Raw genomic sequence first — 15,055 nt, forward strand, 5'->3', positions numbered from 1 at the left:
TGTAATGTTCGACATCAGTTACCTATATTACGTCCCTCCGGGACGGCCAATTTTAAAGAAAACCTCCGGCAAAGAGTAAGAGATCAACATCAAATTTCATCCTTTTATGCAGTGAAACTTAAAATTCTCATATCAACTTTTCTATTTGCATTGTGGAGCTTTACAGCATCTACCCAAACCGTGGTATGCTCTGTCAATGGGGGAATCTACGCCGAACCGGTAAGCGTCAGTCTGACTTCCTCCGATCCGGAAGGAACCATTTATTATACCACAGACGGATCAAAACCCGATGAAACAGACAAGCTTTACACCTCGCCTTTAACTATTGACAGTACTGTAATTTTGAAGTCTGTTACAGTAAGTACCGAAGGAATACATTCTTCAGTTACAACCAACTCCTATCTGTTTACCGGCAGGCACCATACGATTCCGATCCTTTCTCTTTCTGCTGATCCGGAAGATCTGTTCGGCGATTCCACCGGAATTTATGTAGTTGGCAAAAACGGCATCACGGGGTATTGCAATAACCAGATCAAACGAAATTTTTGCCGGGATTGGGAAAGGGCGGCGTTCTTTGAATATTTTGCACCGGATGGCTCATTTTTGTATAAAGCCAATGCGGGCCTGAAAATCCACGGCAACTGCAGCCGGAACTTTCCGCAAAAATCCTTTGCGCTGTATGCACGTAAAAAATACGGCGATAAGAATTTTAAATATCCGTTCTTCACATCCAAAACCATCGGAAAATTCGAAGCATTCATTTTACGAAACTCCGGCAATGATAACGGACATTCCATGATGCGCGATGGTCTGATGAGCCGTCTCATGGAAGATGATTCGGGTGTTGATTACCAGGCTTACGAACCCGTGACCGTCTATCTGAACGGAGCATACTGGGGCCTGTATAACATGCGGGAAAAGCTTAACGAGCACTATACGGCTGAAAATCACGGTACAGATTCGGATAACATCGACATGCTGGAAAATCTGGATGAAGTGAAACACGGTGATACCATCAACATTACTCAACTGATCGGTCTGGTTAAATCATCTGACCTAAATGATTCCCTGAACTGGCAAAACCTGGAGCAGCAAATGGATGTGGATGAGTTTATCAGGTACATGGTGGCGGAGATCTATAGTGGAAACACCGACTGGCCCGTCAACAATGTACGGTACTGGCGGGAACGTTCTTCGGATGGCCGGTGGCGCTGGATTTTGTACGATACCGACTTCGGCTTTGCCTTCCGTCCGGGCGGCGAAGGCAACAACCTGTTTACAAAACTTCAGTCCATATATGATGATCCGGATATCAATACGTCCAACACCGTTTTGCTGTTTATGAAGCTGATGAAGATCCGGACATTCCGGGAACAGTTCACCGACCGTCTCTTTTACGAGCTGAATACCCGGTTTTCAGCATCACATGTGCAATCTGTGATCACAGCCACAGCTGCATCAATTGCGGATGAAATGCAATGGCATGCCGGTCGTTGGAACATGGATTATGCAACCTGGGAAAACGATATTAACCGCATGAATTATTTTGCCGAAAAAAGGGCAGACTTCGTCACACAACAGTACCGTGAATTTATGGCAGACTACCAACTCTTTGAATTAGCTTTAAAAAATGATTCTCTTCATCCTCTCGCGCTTTATATCAATGGGAAACCGTTCAGCGGAAATACATTTGAAGGGCTTTATGAAATGGGATCTGAAATGGAGCTAACAATTGATTCTGCGTTGGTGGATACCTTCGATCACTGGGAAATTAACGGAGTGTATTACAGCAATGTCATGACCCTGAAACTGAAGGTCACCAGGAACATGATTATACAACCGGCTTTAAAAGCAATAAGAACTATCACGCTCCATCCAGGAACTGAAAATGTATGCCTCTACCCTAATCCGACGTACGATCAACTTTACATTCTGGCACCCGAACGCGTTGTTTCAGTCACACTGACTAAACTGAATGGCAGGCAGGTCCAGGTATTTGATCTCAGCCAAACCAATACAATTAATCTTGATAATCTGGATACGGGGATGTACCTGGCACATATTAAACTTTTCAGTGGAAAAACCACAACCAGGATATTTCTTAAGAATTAGAACTGATCCTCGGTAGCAATAAGGAGAATTGTAACTAAAATGATATTTCAACATGCTACAAAAGCCGACAAGAACGATCTTCAATTTTTCAACTGCTCTGCGCGGCTTTGGATTTACATGACTTATAAACCCAAGGCCATGCCTTGGGCTGAATTGCTGTTTGCCTTTCAGGCAATATAGTTCCCGAATCCCAACGAAAACAACGTGTCAGATCACCCTCCATGGTACTGACCGAAGCGTCAGTATTAGGGAGGGAAGTAAACATGAAACTTGCAGGTTTGCCAAAAGCCAGGGTGGGTCAGATAAATTGACTCAAAATATTATTTCAACATGCTACAAAAAGCCGACAAGAACGATCTTCAATTTTTTCAACTGCTGTGCGCGGCTTTGGATTTACATGACTTATAAACCCATGGCTGCGCGCCATGGACTGAATTGCTGTTTGCCCTTCAGGCAAATTATTTCCCGCATCCCAACAAAAATCGCTTGTACAAACACCCTCCATGAACACGACCGAAGAGAGTGTTTAGGGAGGGAAGTAAATGCGAAACCTGCAGGTTTGATAAAAACCAGGGTGGGTCAATAATTCTATTCAACTCACTCTGGATTGCCATTGCGACTTCCTCCTGTACTCTCGCTAAAACCTTCAATAACGTTTTTTAAACTTTAAAAAATTTCAAAGCCATTAAAAAATACGTATTTTTACAACCAATCATTTTAAACCTCAGATTATGTCAGTTAATAAAGTTATTCTTGTAGGAAACGTAGGTAAAGACCCTGATATCAGATACATCGATCAGGACCTTGCTGTTGCATCATTTTCACTGGCTACTACCGAACGCGGTTTTACAAGGAGAGACGGTACACAGGTACCTGATTCCACCGAATGGCACAATATTGTAGCCTGGCGTGGACTGGCAAAGCTGGCGGAAAGTTATATTGTTAAAGGAACCCAACTTTACATAGAAGGTAAATTACGTACCCGTTCGTATGACGATCAGAACGGTGTAAAGAAATATACGACTGAGATTGTAGCAGATACCATTCAGCTTCTGGGTCGTAAGGCTGATAATCCTGCCACAGACTCAGGATCAACATCTGCGCCGGCACAGGCCAAACAGACAGCCGGAAATTCTTCTCAGCAGGAAAATTCCCAGCCTTTCGAGGCTGACGATTCCTCTGAAGATGATTTGCCCTTTTAATGTTTAAGGGCATATGTTGAATTTAAATTGATAACCGTTGGAACCAGACCCTTTTAGTTGCCATTCAATTTTACTACTTACGGGAACCATTCATCTGCACCCGCTGACAGTCAGCGCTGTTATTAGTCTTTTGCTATCCATTGTTCTTCTTGGCATGTCAGCACTCATTTCGGGTTCTGAAGTAGCTTTTTTTTCACTTGAACCAAGAGATATTGAAAAGCTGAGAGTAAACGATACAGATTCTAAAAACAGGCAGATTCTTGATTTTCTGAAACTGCAGGACCGATTGCTGGCAACCATACTTATCGCCAATAATTTTATAAACGTAGGCATCGTTATTCTGCTCTCCTACTTTAGCAACAGAGTGTTCGATTTTTCATCGGCACCCATCCTTGGATTTATACTCGAGGTAGTGGTCATCACCTTTTTACTGTTATTGTTTGGAGAGATTATGCCCAAAATCTACGCCACCAAACATGGTATGAAGATGGCAAGATTTATGGCTCTTCCTCTCAGGTATACCGAAAAAGGATTCGGTCCTTTTGTCTCCTTTCTGGTAAATTCAACAAATTTTGTCAATAAACGCATGGCCCGCAAATCGGGAAACATCTCCATGGATGATCTGTCTTCGGTACTGGAGCTTACCTCTGAAGAACTGACGGAAGACAAGGAGATGCTGGAAGGCATTATAAAGTTCGGAAATATATCGGTAGAAGAGATCATGACTTCCCGGATCGATATGATTGACCTCGACATAAAAAGCAACTATAATAAAGTACTGGCAGTCATTGTGGAATCAGGGTTTTCCCGTATTCCGGTTTATCATAATTCTCCGGATAAAATAAAGGGGATTCTTTACATTAAGGACCTGCTGCCTCACTTAAGTAAAAATGAAAATTTCCGTTGGCAGTCACTGATCCGGGCGCCCTATTTTGTTCCGGAAACCAAAAAAATAAACGATTTGCTGGAGGAATTTCAGACCAATAAAATTCACATGGCCATCGTTATTGATGAATACGGTGGAACTTCCGGCTTGGTAACACTGGAAGATATTCTGGAAGAGATAGTGGGTGAGATCAGTGACGAATACGATGAAGATGAAACATCATTCACTAAGGAAAGTGACGGGTCGTATATTTTTGAAGCCAAAACCCTGCTGAATGATTTCTTTAAGATTACAGGTGTCGATGAAAGTTATTTTGAAGATGTTCGTGGTGAAGCCGATACCCTGGCGGGTCTGATCCTGGAAGTAAGAGGTGAGATCCCTGATAAAAATGAAGAAATAAGTATTGCACACTGCAGGTTTAAAATATTGTCAGCTGATGACAGGAGAATCAAAAAAATCAGGGTCTATATTGAACTGGAGGAAGAGGATGAGAAGAACGAAGATTAGTATTTTTATTCTTTTACTTTTGACAGTCATGGCGTCCTGCAAGGATAATCCTGTACCACGTCAAAGGGGGATTCTTCGGATCGATGTTCCTTCGGATCATGTGTACAAGGAAACTACGGTTCCTTCGCTCTTTTCATTTGAATCATCGGATTATGCATCAGTCACTGATCCTAAAAAGAAAGGATCCGGTACATGGCTCAACATCAATTATCCGGAGTGGAAAGGACGGATCTATCTGACCTATTTTACTTTGAATGATACCAGCCTTCAACCTCTGACCGAGGATGCAAGGCGTTTTGCATACAAGCATGCTGTATTAGCCACATCCATTGATGAATCAGTTTTTGGATTCGCCGATAAAAATGTATACGGCATGTTGTACGATATCGGGGGAAATGCCGCATCAGCAGTGCAGTTTTTTGCTACCGACAGTACCAATAATTTTTTACTGGGCTCACTCTATTTTAATGCGGTACCGGACCGCGACAGTCTGAATCCTGTCATAAATTACGTGAGACAGGACGTGCTTCATCTGATAGAAACCCTTAACTGGGAAAACTGATGGCTCTTTGTTTCAAACATAAGGACGACCATATCAATCTGACGCTCTGGAAGATTGAAGAACCGGTCCAGTATTTTCTGGAACGGATTATTCTTTTCCCAAGTGAAGTTGAACTGTTCCTTAGTCTGCAAAGTGACAGAAGGAAACTGGAGTATGCTGCTGCGCGCTTTTTACTTCGCGTGATGACTGGCAAAAGGGAGCCACTGCTGTATGAAGAGTCTGGCCGGCCTGTTTTAAATACAGGAAATCAAATCAGTATTTCTCACTGCGAAGGGTATATTGCAGTTATGCTGACCGAAGAAGGACAGCCCGGTATGGATGTGGAAATGATATCTCCGCGTGCCGGAAGGGTAAAATCGAAATTCCTGAGCATAAAAGAACTGGAACTGGCAGGAAACGACGATAAGTTGCTGACTCTCTTATGGAGTGCCAAAGAAGCACTGTTTAAAATGTGTATCCGACAAGGCATCAACTTTAAAACTAACCTTTCTATTGAATCGGATAACATCACGGATTCAGGCACGTTAAAAACTGCCATTAAAAAAGAAGATCAGGAAGCAGACATTGCTCTGTCCTATAAAATATTTGAAGATATCGTACTGGTTTGGGGAGTTAATAATAATGATATTTGAACTGATAAATGATAAAATAAAAGCCGGCAAAAAGCAGGTTGCAGTGCTGGTTGATCCTGACAAATTCTCAGGGGAACAGCTTAATGCGCTGCAGTGTCATGAAAAACGGATCGATCTGATCTTTGTGGGAGGCAGCTTCACATTCAAGCATATTGGAGATGTGATTGCCCGTATAAAAGAAATGGTCAGCATTCCGGTTATACTTTTCCCGGGAGACGTCACCCAGCTTTCTGCCAACGCCGATGCCATGCTAATGCTCAGCCTTATCTCTGGCAGGAATCCTGAATATCTCATCGGCAACCATGTACTGGCCGCGCCCCGCATCATGGAGTATGGCCTGGAACCTATACCGACCGGGTACATTGTATTAAATGGCGGTAAAAAAACTGCTGTTTCCTATATCAGTAATACGAATCCAATCCCTTCGGAACAACACGATATTATTGTGGCTACTGCCCTTGCAGGGAAATACCTAGGATTGAAAATGATCTATCTGGAAACAGGAAGTGGCGCCACACATACGGCATCTCCCGAATTGGTAAAAAAAGTAAAATCAACAGTAGATCTTCCTTTAATAGTTGGCGGAGGCATAAAAACAGCGGATCAGCTTAAATCCCTCTTTAATGCCGGAGCTGATATTGCTGTGATAGGCACATTGTTCGAAAATAATCCGGATGCACTGCAGGATATTTTAAACGGAATTCACTAGAAACACATCGGCCAGATAAGCAATTACGGGTGACATTAAATGAATAATGAACAGTGAAAAATGTATCTTGATTCTTTTGTCCTGAATCTTGTGTCTGTATTTTTTACTACCCTTTTACAAAAATTCCCTTTATAATGTCGCTTGTCATTTTGGGATTTTCCTTCAGACGCCTCGTACAATAGCCAAACCAATCCTGACCATACGGAACATAGATCCGCATTCGGTGTCCGTTTGCCACAATTTCGTCCCTTAAATTTGGTGTCACACCATACAGCATCTGAAACTCATATGCAGTTTTAGGAAGTTTATATTTGTCAATCAGATTAAATGCCCCTTCCACCAGGAAACGGTCGTGTGTTGCAATTGCCACATAATTGCCTGCTTTTATCATCTGTTCCAGCAGAGCCAGATAATTATCACGCACTCTCTGATAATCCTTGTAAGCTATTTTTTCCGGTTCAACATAAATGCCTTTACACAAACGAAAATTTAAAGGCGTGCCGTTCATTTGTATATCCTGTAACGAAAGGACATCATTTGTGGTACGTTTCAGATAAGCCTGCAATACCAGTCCCACATCTTTTGGAAACTCAGCCTTTAGTTTTCTGAATAATTCTATTTCATCTGTTGTACATTCAGAATCTTCCATATCGATCCTGACAAAACACGATCGGTCCGCGGCATATTTGACGACATTCCTTATAAGCGCATAGCTTTCATTCTCATCAATTGTAAGTCCGAAAAATGTTGGTTTCAGTGAAACACCACCTTTAATCTTATTGGTCGTTATTGCGTCAATAATACCGTAATACGATGTTTCGTGGTCTCTCGCCTCATTCATATTTTTGATAAACTCTCCCAGCATATCAATGGTTACCATCATGCCTTTTTCATTTAATTCCCGGGAAACCTGCATAGCTGTTTCAAGTGTTTCACCTGCCACGTATTTTTTAGAAAATTGCCATATAAATGGTTTCGGGAACCATGGAATTATATTTGCTATGAGTTTGTTTATCATTGCTTTTATGATTTAGCATAGGCTAAAATACGGCACGATATGACCTTGAAAAAATGAGAATTCTCACAAAAAAACGATCAATTCCATGATTTTTATCACAACGAAAACCGACTATATAAACCTTGAATTTATTGTAACTCAATCCGGTTCATGCGGTATTTGATTTGTTTTAAATGATATATTCCATACTTTTAAGCCACAATTTTGCTGACTATGACAAGAGGAATTTTAGCTATCGTATTACTCTGGTTTTCTGTTAATGTACTTTCCGAAGATCCAACACGTAATGACACCACAGTTAATGTAAAGGCAGACGTTTGTTTTAATAATAGCTTATCATTCCGGCTCAATGACCTTCACTCTCCCCTGAATATTTATCGTAAATCACTTTCTGATTTGGGGCAAATCTTTGCCTCACCGTTTCAATGGAATAAAAGTCAGTTCCTAAAAGCAGGTATTATTCTGGCAACAGGCGTTACAATTTACAAACTTGATGAACCGATTTATACCTTCATTAACCGAAACAAAACACCATTTACAGAATTTACATCCAAATATCTTCTTGAGCCACAGGGTAACTATGCCACATTTGCATTGCTGGCCGGAATGGCCGGTTACGGACTGGCATTTCATAAGGAAAAGCCTGTAACAGCTGCAGTCCTTGCTACAGAGAGTTATCTGATAACAGGTGTTTTTACGTTGATCCCCAAAACACTGGCAGGTCGCGTCAGACCCTATCATACCGATCCCCTGAACCCAAATGTATGGAATGGTCCTTTGGGAGGTCGCTCGTTCTGGTCAGGGCATACCGCCACGGTATTTGGTGTAGCATCTGTAATTGCAGAAATGTACAAGGATCATAAAGCGATTCCGATCATCGCATATACAAGTGCTACGCTCACTGGATTGTCAAGAATCCATGACGGGAAACACTGGCCCTCTGATGTTTTCTTCGGCGCCGTGGTTGGAACCGTTATTGGAAAAATGATCGTTAAAAGTTATCACTCAGCAAATCTTAGCTTTGTTCCGGTTTTCACTCCTCAGTCACAAGGCTTTCAACTGTCCTATACGTTTTAAACTTTGGTGCAGGTATAAATCCGGATTATGACATGATTAAGTTTAGCATTTATGTCTTGCCTTTTCCGTATATTTGATAACCGATTTATTAGACACACAAAACAATAACAATACTCAGGATCACAGACAAAACTTATGCTTGCATCTGATGTTTCGGATCTTTGAACAAAATCAAAAATTAAATGCAAATGAACAAACGCCTGACAATAAACGTCAACTCTGAAATTGGGAAATTACGCGGGGTTATCCTTCATAAGCCGGGTCATGAAGTGGAAAACATGACGCCTGAAAATGCACAACGTGCTTTATACAGTGACATTCTGAACCTTACTGTGGTTAACGAAGAATACAAGCAGTTCGAAGATGTACTGAATCATGTGACCGACGTATATTACGTAAAAGATTTGCTATGCGACCTTTTGCAGGAAGATGCCATAAGAAAGGATCTTGTTAATGATATTCTCACTGCAGAACGGGCACCTCAGTACCGCGATGAATTACTGGATATGACCCCGCAAAATTTATGCAACACGCTGATTGAAGGATTACCGTTAAAAGATAACAGCCTGACAAACTACCTGAGTAAAGAGAAATTTGCATTGCAGCCACTACACAATTTCTTTTTCACCCGCGATGCTTCCGTGAGTATCTGGAACAATGTGCTAATCTCTAAGATGGCCAATAAGGTTCGTGAACGTGAAACGCATATCATGAACTCTATTTTTAACCATTCCTTTTCAGCACGGGTTGTTAATTCAGCCAAAGGCATTACCCCGAATTACTGTATGAATATTGAAGGCGGTGACGTACTTATAGCTTCCGATAATGTTCTGGTGATCGGCATAGGAAAGCGAACTTCCACAACAGGTGTGGATAACCTGATCAGTCAGCTGACGGCATCAAAAGACCGCACATGGCATGTTATTGTTCAGGAGCTACCGGATAGTCCAGAATCTTTTATCCATCTTGATATGGCATTTACCTTTTTAGATGAAGACAGGTGTATGGTATATGAACCGTTGATCCTGAAGCGCAATAAATACCAGACTATCCATATAAAAATAGATCCGGATGGTTCCAAAAAAATAGAAACCGTAGAAAACCTGGTTTCCGCATTGAATTCCATCGATTTTGACCTTAAACCACTGTACTGCGGAGGACGGAAAAACTCATGGATCATGGAGCGTGAACAGTGGCACAGTGGGGCCAACTTCTTTGCCTTTGCACCAGGGAAAGTCATCGGTTATGCCAGAAATTCCTATACAATGGAAGAACTGAGCAACGATGGTTTTGAAATCCTGAGTGCCGAGAAAGTAATTTCAAGCAGTCAGTATCCAACGGATTATAAGAAATGTATGGTAGCGCTCGAAGGCAGTGAACTTGCCCGTGGTGGTGGCGGTGCACGTTGTATGAGTATGCCGGTACTGCGTGATCCGTTGTAAAATAACGCATTTGAAACTTTAGTGAGAGCGCGGATATAAGCCACGCACTCACTCGCTGATATCGTTACAAACAAGAATCTTTTGTCTTGATTCGCGCGTCTTTATTATCCAGCTACTTTTTAACCCGGTTCGGGTTTTTATTCATGAAGTCTTTCCAGCTGTTATAGGACTTGTCCTTTTTTAACCCCTGATTCTGAAAAAAGTGACAAACCGCTGCAGCCAGACCATCTGTAGCATCAAGGTATTCCGGCACATCGGTGAGACTAAGATAATTTTTTACCATATAAGCTACCTGTTCCTTGCTGGCTTTACCGTTCCCTGTAAGTGCCATTTTAATTTTCAGAGGCGCATATTCAAAAATTGGTATATCACGCGATAATGCGGCTGCCATAGCCACCCCCTGGGCCCGGCCAAGCTTGAGCATACTTTGTACGTTCTTCCCGTAAAAAGGTGCCTCAATAGCAAGCTCATCGGGCTTATACTGATCAATTAGCTGAACCGTACGTTCAAAAATGCGCCTGAGTTTTACATAATGATCTGAAAGCTTTTTCAGGTCCAGTACTCCTAGTGTAAGGCATTCCGCTTTTCGGCCATTTACCTTAATAATGCCGTATCCCATGATGGTGGTTCCGGGATCAATGCCTAATATGATGCGTTCTTCGCTGTTCAATTAATCCAGTGTTGTCTCTTTTAACGGGGTGGCAAATACAACTACCTGCTCCCCAAATGTATGAATAAGCTCATCCTGAAAATCGGGGAAAATTTCTCTGAGGTAATTATCAACTTTAATAGGATTCTCTGACATGAACTGAACACTGTATGTTTGTGCGCCCATTTCCTCATCCACAAGAACCTTTATAATTTTGTATTCGGAAAATCCACCATCTTTCATGGACTGGGGAATAAAATACTTTGTCACATATTTTCTCCAGGTTTCAAATACCTGAATTGAAGCGTTAAATGTGATATTTACGATAAACATGGATGATGTTAATTAGTCTGATCCGTACAAAATTAATCTTTTTATATAATTTTACGCCATGTTTCGAAAGTACGATGAGATAAGATCGAAAATGAATGAGATGGGTCGAACAGCTCCTTTCCTGTTTATTTTAGATTTTGAACTTGAAAAGCCCGTCATGTTTTATCTTGACGAGATAGACAAAGACCAGCTTCTGTATAATTTTGATGGCATTAAAAATTATCCTGAAGAGGAAGAGGTTAAGCCTAATCACTCATTCCACAGAGCACCGATTTCGTATGAAAAATACAGAAGTGCTTTCGATATTGTGATGCAGAATCTGGAATACGGAAATTCTTATCTGTGCAACCTTACAATGGCAACCGCTGTTTCAACAGATATCAGTCTGAGAAATATTTTTTTTAAAAACAGGCAAAAATTCAGGTTATGGATGAACCGTAACTTTGTGGTCTTTTCGCCCGAAATCTTTGTAACGGTTAAGGATGGCTACATTCATTCCCACCCAATGAAGGGAACCATTGATGCGAAGGTTCCGGACGCGTTGCACCGGATCATGAGCAATAAAAAAGAAGAAGCTGAACATGCTACTATTGTAGACCTTATCCGAAACGATTTGAGTATGGTTGCCAGTGAAGTTACCGTTACAAAATACCGATACGTGGATGAAATAAATACCTGGACACATGACCTTCTGCAGATCAGTTCTGAAATTACCGGCAAACTGCCATCAGACTGGAAAGACAATGTTGGTGATATATTGCTCCCGATGCTCCCTGCGGGCTCAGTGAGTGGCGCACCAAAGAGACAGACGGTTGAAATTATCAGAAAAGCTGAACTTGGTCCGCGAGGATATTACACGGGCGTTATGGGAATCTTTACAGGAGAAGAACTGGTAAGTTCTGTAATGATCCGGTTTATAGAAGACAACGAGGGGAAAATGTATTACCGTAGCGGTGGCGGCATTACTCATATGAGTAATTGCGAAGACGAATACAACGAAATGCTGGCAAAAGTGTATTTGCCTTTATGATTCAGTATCTTTTAACTGCCAGACTTTCCCTGGGAAATCTTTATTCGGACTATCAAGAATAAAACTTCTGTCGCCCGACATGAAAAAGAATTTAGCTTTGGTAGCATTGTTCGATACCCAGTTGATCACATCCTTATAGGCCAGACGAGGTGAAAATATGATGCCTTTCCCTTCATCCTTAAGTTTTAATCCATCAACAGATTGCACTTCTTCAAAAGTATGATCTTTTGAAAATGTATTTTTTATTAATTCAATTTCTCCGGGGCTCCCGCCACATATAACCAGACTCTTCGGCAATTCGGAACTAACCGGCTCAGACCGCCGGATAATCAGCTTTTTCAAAACCTTTTTTGTTTTAATGCCCCAATGAATCAAACCGTTGATCCAGACTGACATACTACCTGAAAAATGTTTCTGATAAAAAATCTCCATAGCGCCAAAAAAGCTGTTTAGATATTTATCGCTTTGCTTGCTGGTACTTTCTCCTTTAAAATGAATAATGGAAGCCAGGCCAAAATAGCTGTTGGTAAAACCTCCTCTGTCAATCCGGTACGAAAGGTCAATATCTTCTCCATACATGAAATAATCCTCGTCCAGCAATCCACAGGTGTCGAGTGCAGTTTTTCGGATCATCATAAAAGCTCCGGCCAGAATAGGCACTTCTGCATTCCGGTTGTTTACAAGATGCCCCACATAATAGCGCGCAAATATTTTGGATTTTGGAAAGATATATGATAATCCGGCAGCCCTGAATATAGCCGTCATTGGTGTTGGCAAGCCACGTTTAGATTCCCTCAGGTATTCACCACTCCCATCAACCATACGAATTCCGAGTGCTCCCACATAATCATTTTCATCAAGGTACAGCAAACATTGTTCATACGTATCTTCAGCCACAATGGTATCAGGATTCTGAAGCAAAACAAACTGTCCCTTTGCTTTTTTTATAGCAATATTATTGGCCTTTGAAAAGCCGCAATTCTCCTTATTCTCGATCAGGTTTACCCAGGGAAATTTCTCCTTAACCATGCTCACAGATGTGTCTGTTGACGCATTATCTACCACTATAACTTCCGTATCTATGCCCTGCATTGCCCTTTTTACAGACTGAAGACAAAGATCCAGAAAATATCTGGCGTTGTAGTTCACAATGATTACGGAGAGTTTCACGTATTTTTGTTTTTATAGATTTATCTAACGGATGAATCTTTATTATTGTTCTCTTTCGGTATTTACATCACCCTTTAAACGCTCCATTTTTTCTCCCAACCGGATGAGCCAGTTTTTACGCTCAACAGCCTGACGCATTTCAAAATCCATCTCACCTTTCCCTGTAATGAGCTGGTAAATAACGCCCCAGTCCGGAAGGCCGCCTACATTACGGTCGTCAATATAAATATCTGCTAATATTTTCCGACTGTTATATGCATCCACTTCATCGCCCGGATAAGCTGCATTAACAGCATAAAATTCTAATCCCTCGCTTTTGCAGTAGTCCACTGCTTCATCCAGCTCCTTTCCTGCCCTGTAGGTCCATAATACCAGATCATGCCCCTCTTCCTGCAACTTTTTTAAGGTTTCAATGGCAAATGGGATCTCCTTACCTATGGCAGGATAATCGTGTTCAACAATGGTTCCGTCAAAATCAACAGCAATCAGCATACTTACAGTTTTGGAAAATCGTTTAATTCATTCTTTAATGTATTTGCCGATGGACGACAGTACATAAAAACAAATGCTGCAATGGCTACCATAAACGCCATAGACTTATCAATAATCAATATATATGCAGTAACAACAAATACAAGCACAATAAAAACAACCAAAGCCCTAATCTTCCAAACTTTTTTATAATTTTTAAGTTTTTCTTCTTTCTCTTTCACGGTTTTAAATTTCCTGATCTTCATGGTATACCATCCAAAAACCGCTGGAATTGTTGCCAGCAATAAAATTGTAACCGCCGTTTTGATATAATCACTCACCGGACTAACGAAAATTGCAGTTCCGTCAAAAACTGTCAAAAGCAATACTGCCGTATATCCAAGAAGTATAAGCCACAACAGATTAAAAAAACGCCTGAGAGGTTTTATGTCAGTACTGGTAAATTCTACAATCTCATTCATTATCTTTAGTTGATGTGTTTCAATTAAAATTATCCTCAAAAAGGGTTCTGTTCTTTAATGAACGTCCCAGAGTAACCTCATCAGTATATTCCAGTTCATCACCTATTGAGACTCCTCTGGCCAGTGTTGTTATCTTTACGCCACTTTCTTTCAACTTCTTGTAGATGTAAAAATTGGTCGTATCCCCTTCCATTGTGGTTGGTAAAGCCAGAATTAACTCGCTAATACTTCCTTCCTCTACCCTTTGTAACAATGACCCCAGTTCTATATCATTCGGACCTATTCCGTCAACCGGAGATATGATACCACCCAGCACATGATAAACGCCAAAATACTGCATCGTATTTTCAATGGCCATCACATCCTTTATGTTTTCCACCACACAAACAATAGAATGGTCTCTCTTTGGATGTGCACAGATGCCACACACTTCTGTATCCGAAATATTATGACAGTGTTTGCAGTAACAAACTTCATCTTTTAACCGGACCATGGCATGGCTAAAAGCCTTAACCTGTTCTGAATCACGCTTAAGCAGAAATAGCACAAGCCGCAACGCAGTTTTCCGGCCTATTCCGGGTAACTGTGCAAACTCATTCACTGCCTCTTCCAACAATGCCGAAGGGAATTGTGTCAAATTCATGCTAAAAAAAATTTCCTCAAAGATAAGAATTATTAAAGCCCTGCAACAGAAGTGCCGCTTAAATATGCCGATCCTAAAAACATGGACGGGAAGATTAGTTAAAACAGAATAATTACAAATTCAATTGAAA

16 protein-coding genes are annotated in these 15,055 nt (G+C 41.2%); 9 read left to right on the forward strand and 7 right to left on the reverse strand.

Annotated features, from left to right (window positions below):
- Positions 1 to 111: 111 nt before the first annotated feature.
- The 6 genes from ACE01N_RS10840 to ACE01N_RS10865 all read left to right on the forward strand — a co-directional run bounded on the left by ACE01N_RS10840 (position 112) and on the right by ACE01N_RS10865 (position 6,610).
- Positions 112 to 2,112 carry a CotH kinase family protein gene (locus ACE01N_RS10840; protein WP_380588392.1) on the forward strand — a complete coding sequence of 667 codons (2,001 nt, stop codon included), beginning with the start codon at positions 112 to 114 and terminating at the stop codon, positions 2,110 to 2,112.
- 731 nt (positions 2,113 to 2,843) lie between these two features.
- Entirely contained in the window at positions 2,844 to 3,314 is a 471-nt protein-coding gene (locus ACE01N_RS10845; RefSeq protein ID WP_375730060.1) for a single-stranded DNA-binding protein, read from the forward strand.
- A 37-nt stretch (positions 3,315 to 3,351) separates the two neighbouring features.
- Positions 3,352 to 4,707 carry a gliding motility-associated protein GldE gene (gene gldE / locus ACE01N_RS10850; RefSeq protein ID WP_380588396.1) on the forward strand — a complete coding sequence of 452 codons (1,356 nt, stop codon included), beginning with the start codon at positions 3,352 to 3,354 and terminating at the stop codon, positions 4,705 to 4,707.
- Positions 4,688 to 5,269 carry a gliding motility lipoprotein GldD gene (gene gldD / locus ACE01N_RS10855; RefSeq protein ID WP_380588399.1) on the forward strand — a complete coding sequence of 194 codons (582 nt, stop codon included), beginning with the start codon at positions 4,688 to 4,690 and terminating at the stop codon, positions 5,267 to 5,269. The genes gldE and gldD overlap by 20 nt, the downstream gene beginning before the upstream one ends.
- A complete protein-coding gene (locus ACE01N_RS10860; protein WP_380588402.1) occupies positions 5,269 to 5,901 on the forward strand; it encodes a 4'-phosphopantetheinyl transferase superfamily protein in 633 nt (210 codons plus the stop codon). The genes gldD and ACE01N_RS10860 overlap by 1 nt, the downstream gene beginning before the upstream one ends.
- Positions 5,891 to 6,610: a phosphoglycerol geranylgeranyltransferase gene (locus ACE01N_RS10865; protein ID WP_380588405.1), complete on the forward strand. Its 720-nt coding sequence runs from the start codon at positions 5,891 to 5,893 to the stop codon at positions 6,608 to 6,610. The genes ACE01N_RS10860 and ACE01N_RS10865 overlap by 11 nt, the downstream gene beginning before the upstream one ends.
- Before the next feature lie 106 nt (positions 6,611 to 6,716).
- On the opposite strand, the gene ACE01N_RS10870 is transcribed toward ACE01N_RS10865, so the two are convergent.
- Positions 6,717 to 7,628: a proline dehydrogenase family protein gene (locus tag ACE01N_RS10870; protein ID WP_380588408.1), complete on the reverse strand. Its 912-nt coding sequence runs from the start codon at positions 7,626 to 7,628 to the stop codon at positions 6,717 to 6,719.
- Positions 7,629 to 7,841: 213 nt separating this feature from the next.
- On the opposite strand from ACE01N_RS10870, the gene ACE01N_RS10875 reads away from it, so the two are divergent.
- Both ACE01N_RS10875 and ACE01N_RS10880 read left to right on the forward strand, forming a co-directional pair.
- Positions 7,842 to 8,705: a phosphatase PAP2 family protein gene (locus ACE01N_RS10875; RefSeq protein ID WP_380588411.1), complete on the forward strand. Its 864-nt coding sequence runs from the start codon at positions 7,842 to 7,844 to the stop codon at positions 8,703 to 8,705.
- A gap of 188 nt (positions 8,706 to 8,893) precedes the next feature.
- Complete coding sequence (locus tag ACE01N_RS10880; RefSeq protein ID WP_380588414.1) at positions 8,894 to 10,147, forward strand: arginine deiminase; 1,254 nt, start codon at positions 8,894 to 8,896, stop codon at positions 10,145 to 10,147.
- A 112-nt stretch (positions 10,148 to 10,259) separates the two neighbouring features.
- Here ACE01N_RS10880 and ruvC read toward each other — a convergent pair whose 3' ends face one another.
- Together ruvC and ACE01N_RS10890 are read right to left on the reverse strand one after the other, a co-directional pair.
- Positions 10,260 to 10,817, reverse strand: a complete 558-nt coding sequence (ruvC, locus tag ACE01N_RS10885; protein WP_375730068.1) for a crossover junction endodeoxyribonuclease RuvC — start codon at positions 10,815 to 10,817, stop codon at positions 10,260 to 10,262.
- Positions 10,818 to 11,129, reverse strand: coding sequence for a DUF4286 family protein (locus ACE01N_RS10890; RefSeq protein WP_375730069.1), 312 nt, complete (start codon positions 11,127 to 11,129; stop codon positions 10,818 to 10,820). It lies immediately after the preceding gene.
- Positions 11,130 to 11,187: 58 nt separating this feature from the next.
- On the opposite strand from ACE01N_RS10890, the gene ACE01N_RS10895 reads away from it, so the two are divergent.
- Positions 11,188 to 12,159 carry an aminodeoxychorismate synthase component I gene (locus ACE01N_RS10895; protein ID WP_380588419.1) on the forward strand — a complete coding sequence of 324 codons (972 nt, stop codon included), beginning with the start codon at positions 11,188 to 11,190 and terminating at the stop codon, positions 12,157 to 12,159.
- Here ACE01N_RS10895 and ACE01N_RS10900 read toward each other — a convergent pair.
- From ACE01N_RS10900 to recR, 4 genes are read right to left on the reverse strand one after another with little or no spacing between them, the layout of a single operon-like run.
- Entirely contained in the window at positions 12,154 to 13,329 is a 1,176-nt protein-coding gene (locus tag ACE01N_RS10900; RefSeq protein ID WP_375730071.1) for a glycosyltransferase family 2 protein, read from the reverse strand. The genes ACE01N_RS10895 and ACE01N_RS10900 overlap by 6 nt on opposite strands.
- A 42-nt stretch (positions 13,330 to 13,371) precedes the next feature.
- On the reverse strand, positions 13,372 to 13,821 hold the full coding sequence (locus tag ACE01N_RS10905) for a BT0820 family HAD-type phosphatase (protein ID WP_375730072.1): 450 nt from the start codon (positions 13,819 to 13,821) through the stop codon (positions 13,372 to 13,374).
- Between the two features lie 2 nt (positions 13,822 to 13,823).
- Complete coding sequence (locus ACE01N_RS10910) at positions 13,824 to 14,282, reverse strand: hypothetical protein (RefSeq protein ID WP_380588424.1); 459 nt, start codon at positions 14,280 to 14,282, stop codon at positions 13,824 to 13,826.
- Between the two features lie 19 nt (positions 14,283 to 14,301).
- On the reverse strand, positions 14,302 to 14,925 hold the full coding sequence (gene recR / locus ACE01N_RS10915) for a recombination mediator RecR (RefSeq protein ID WP_380588427.1): 624 nt from the start codon (positions 14,923 to 14,925) through the stop codon (positions 14,302 to 14,304).
- Positions 14,926 to 15,055 lie beyond the last annotated feature (130 nt).

Origin of the sequence: Quyinboa ferrireducens, from assembly GCF_042436675.1 — a bacterium.
Lineage (GTDB): Bacteria > Bacteroidota > Bacteroidia > Bacteroidales > UBA5342 > JBHJHP01.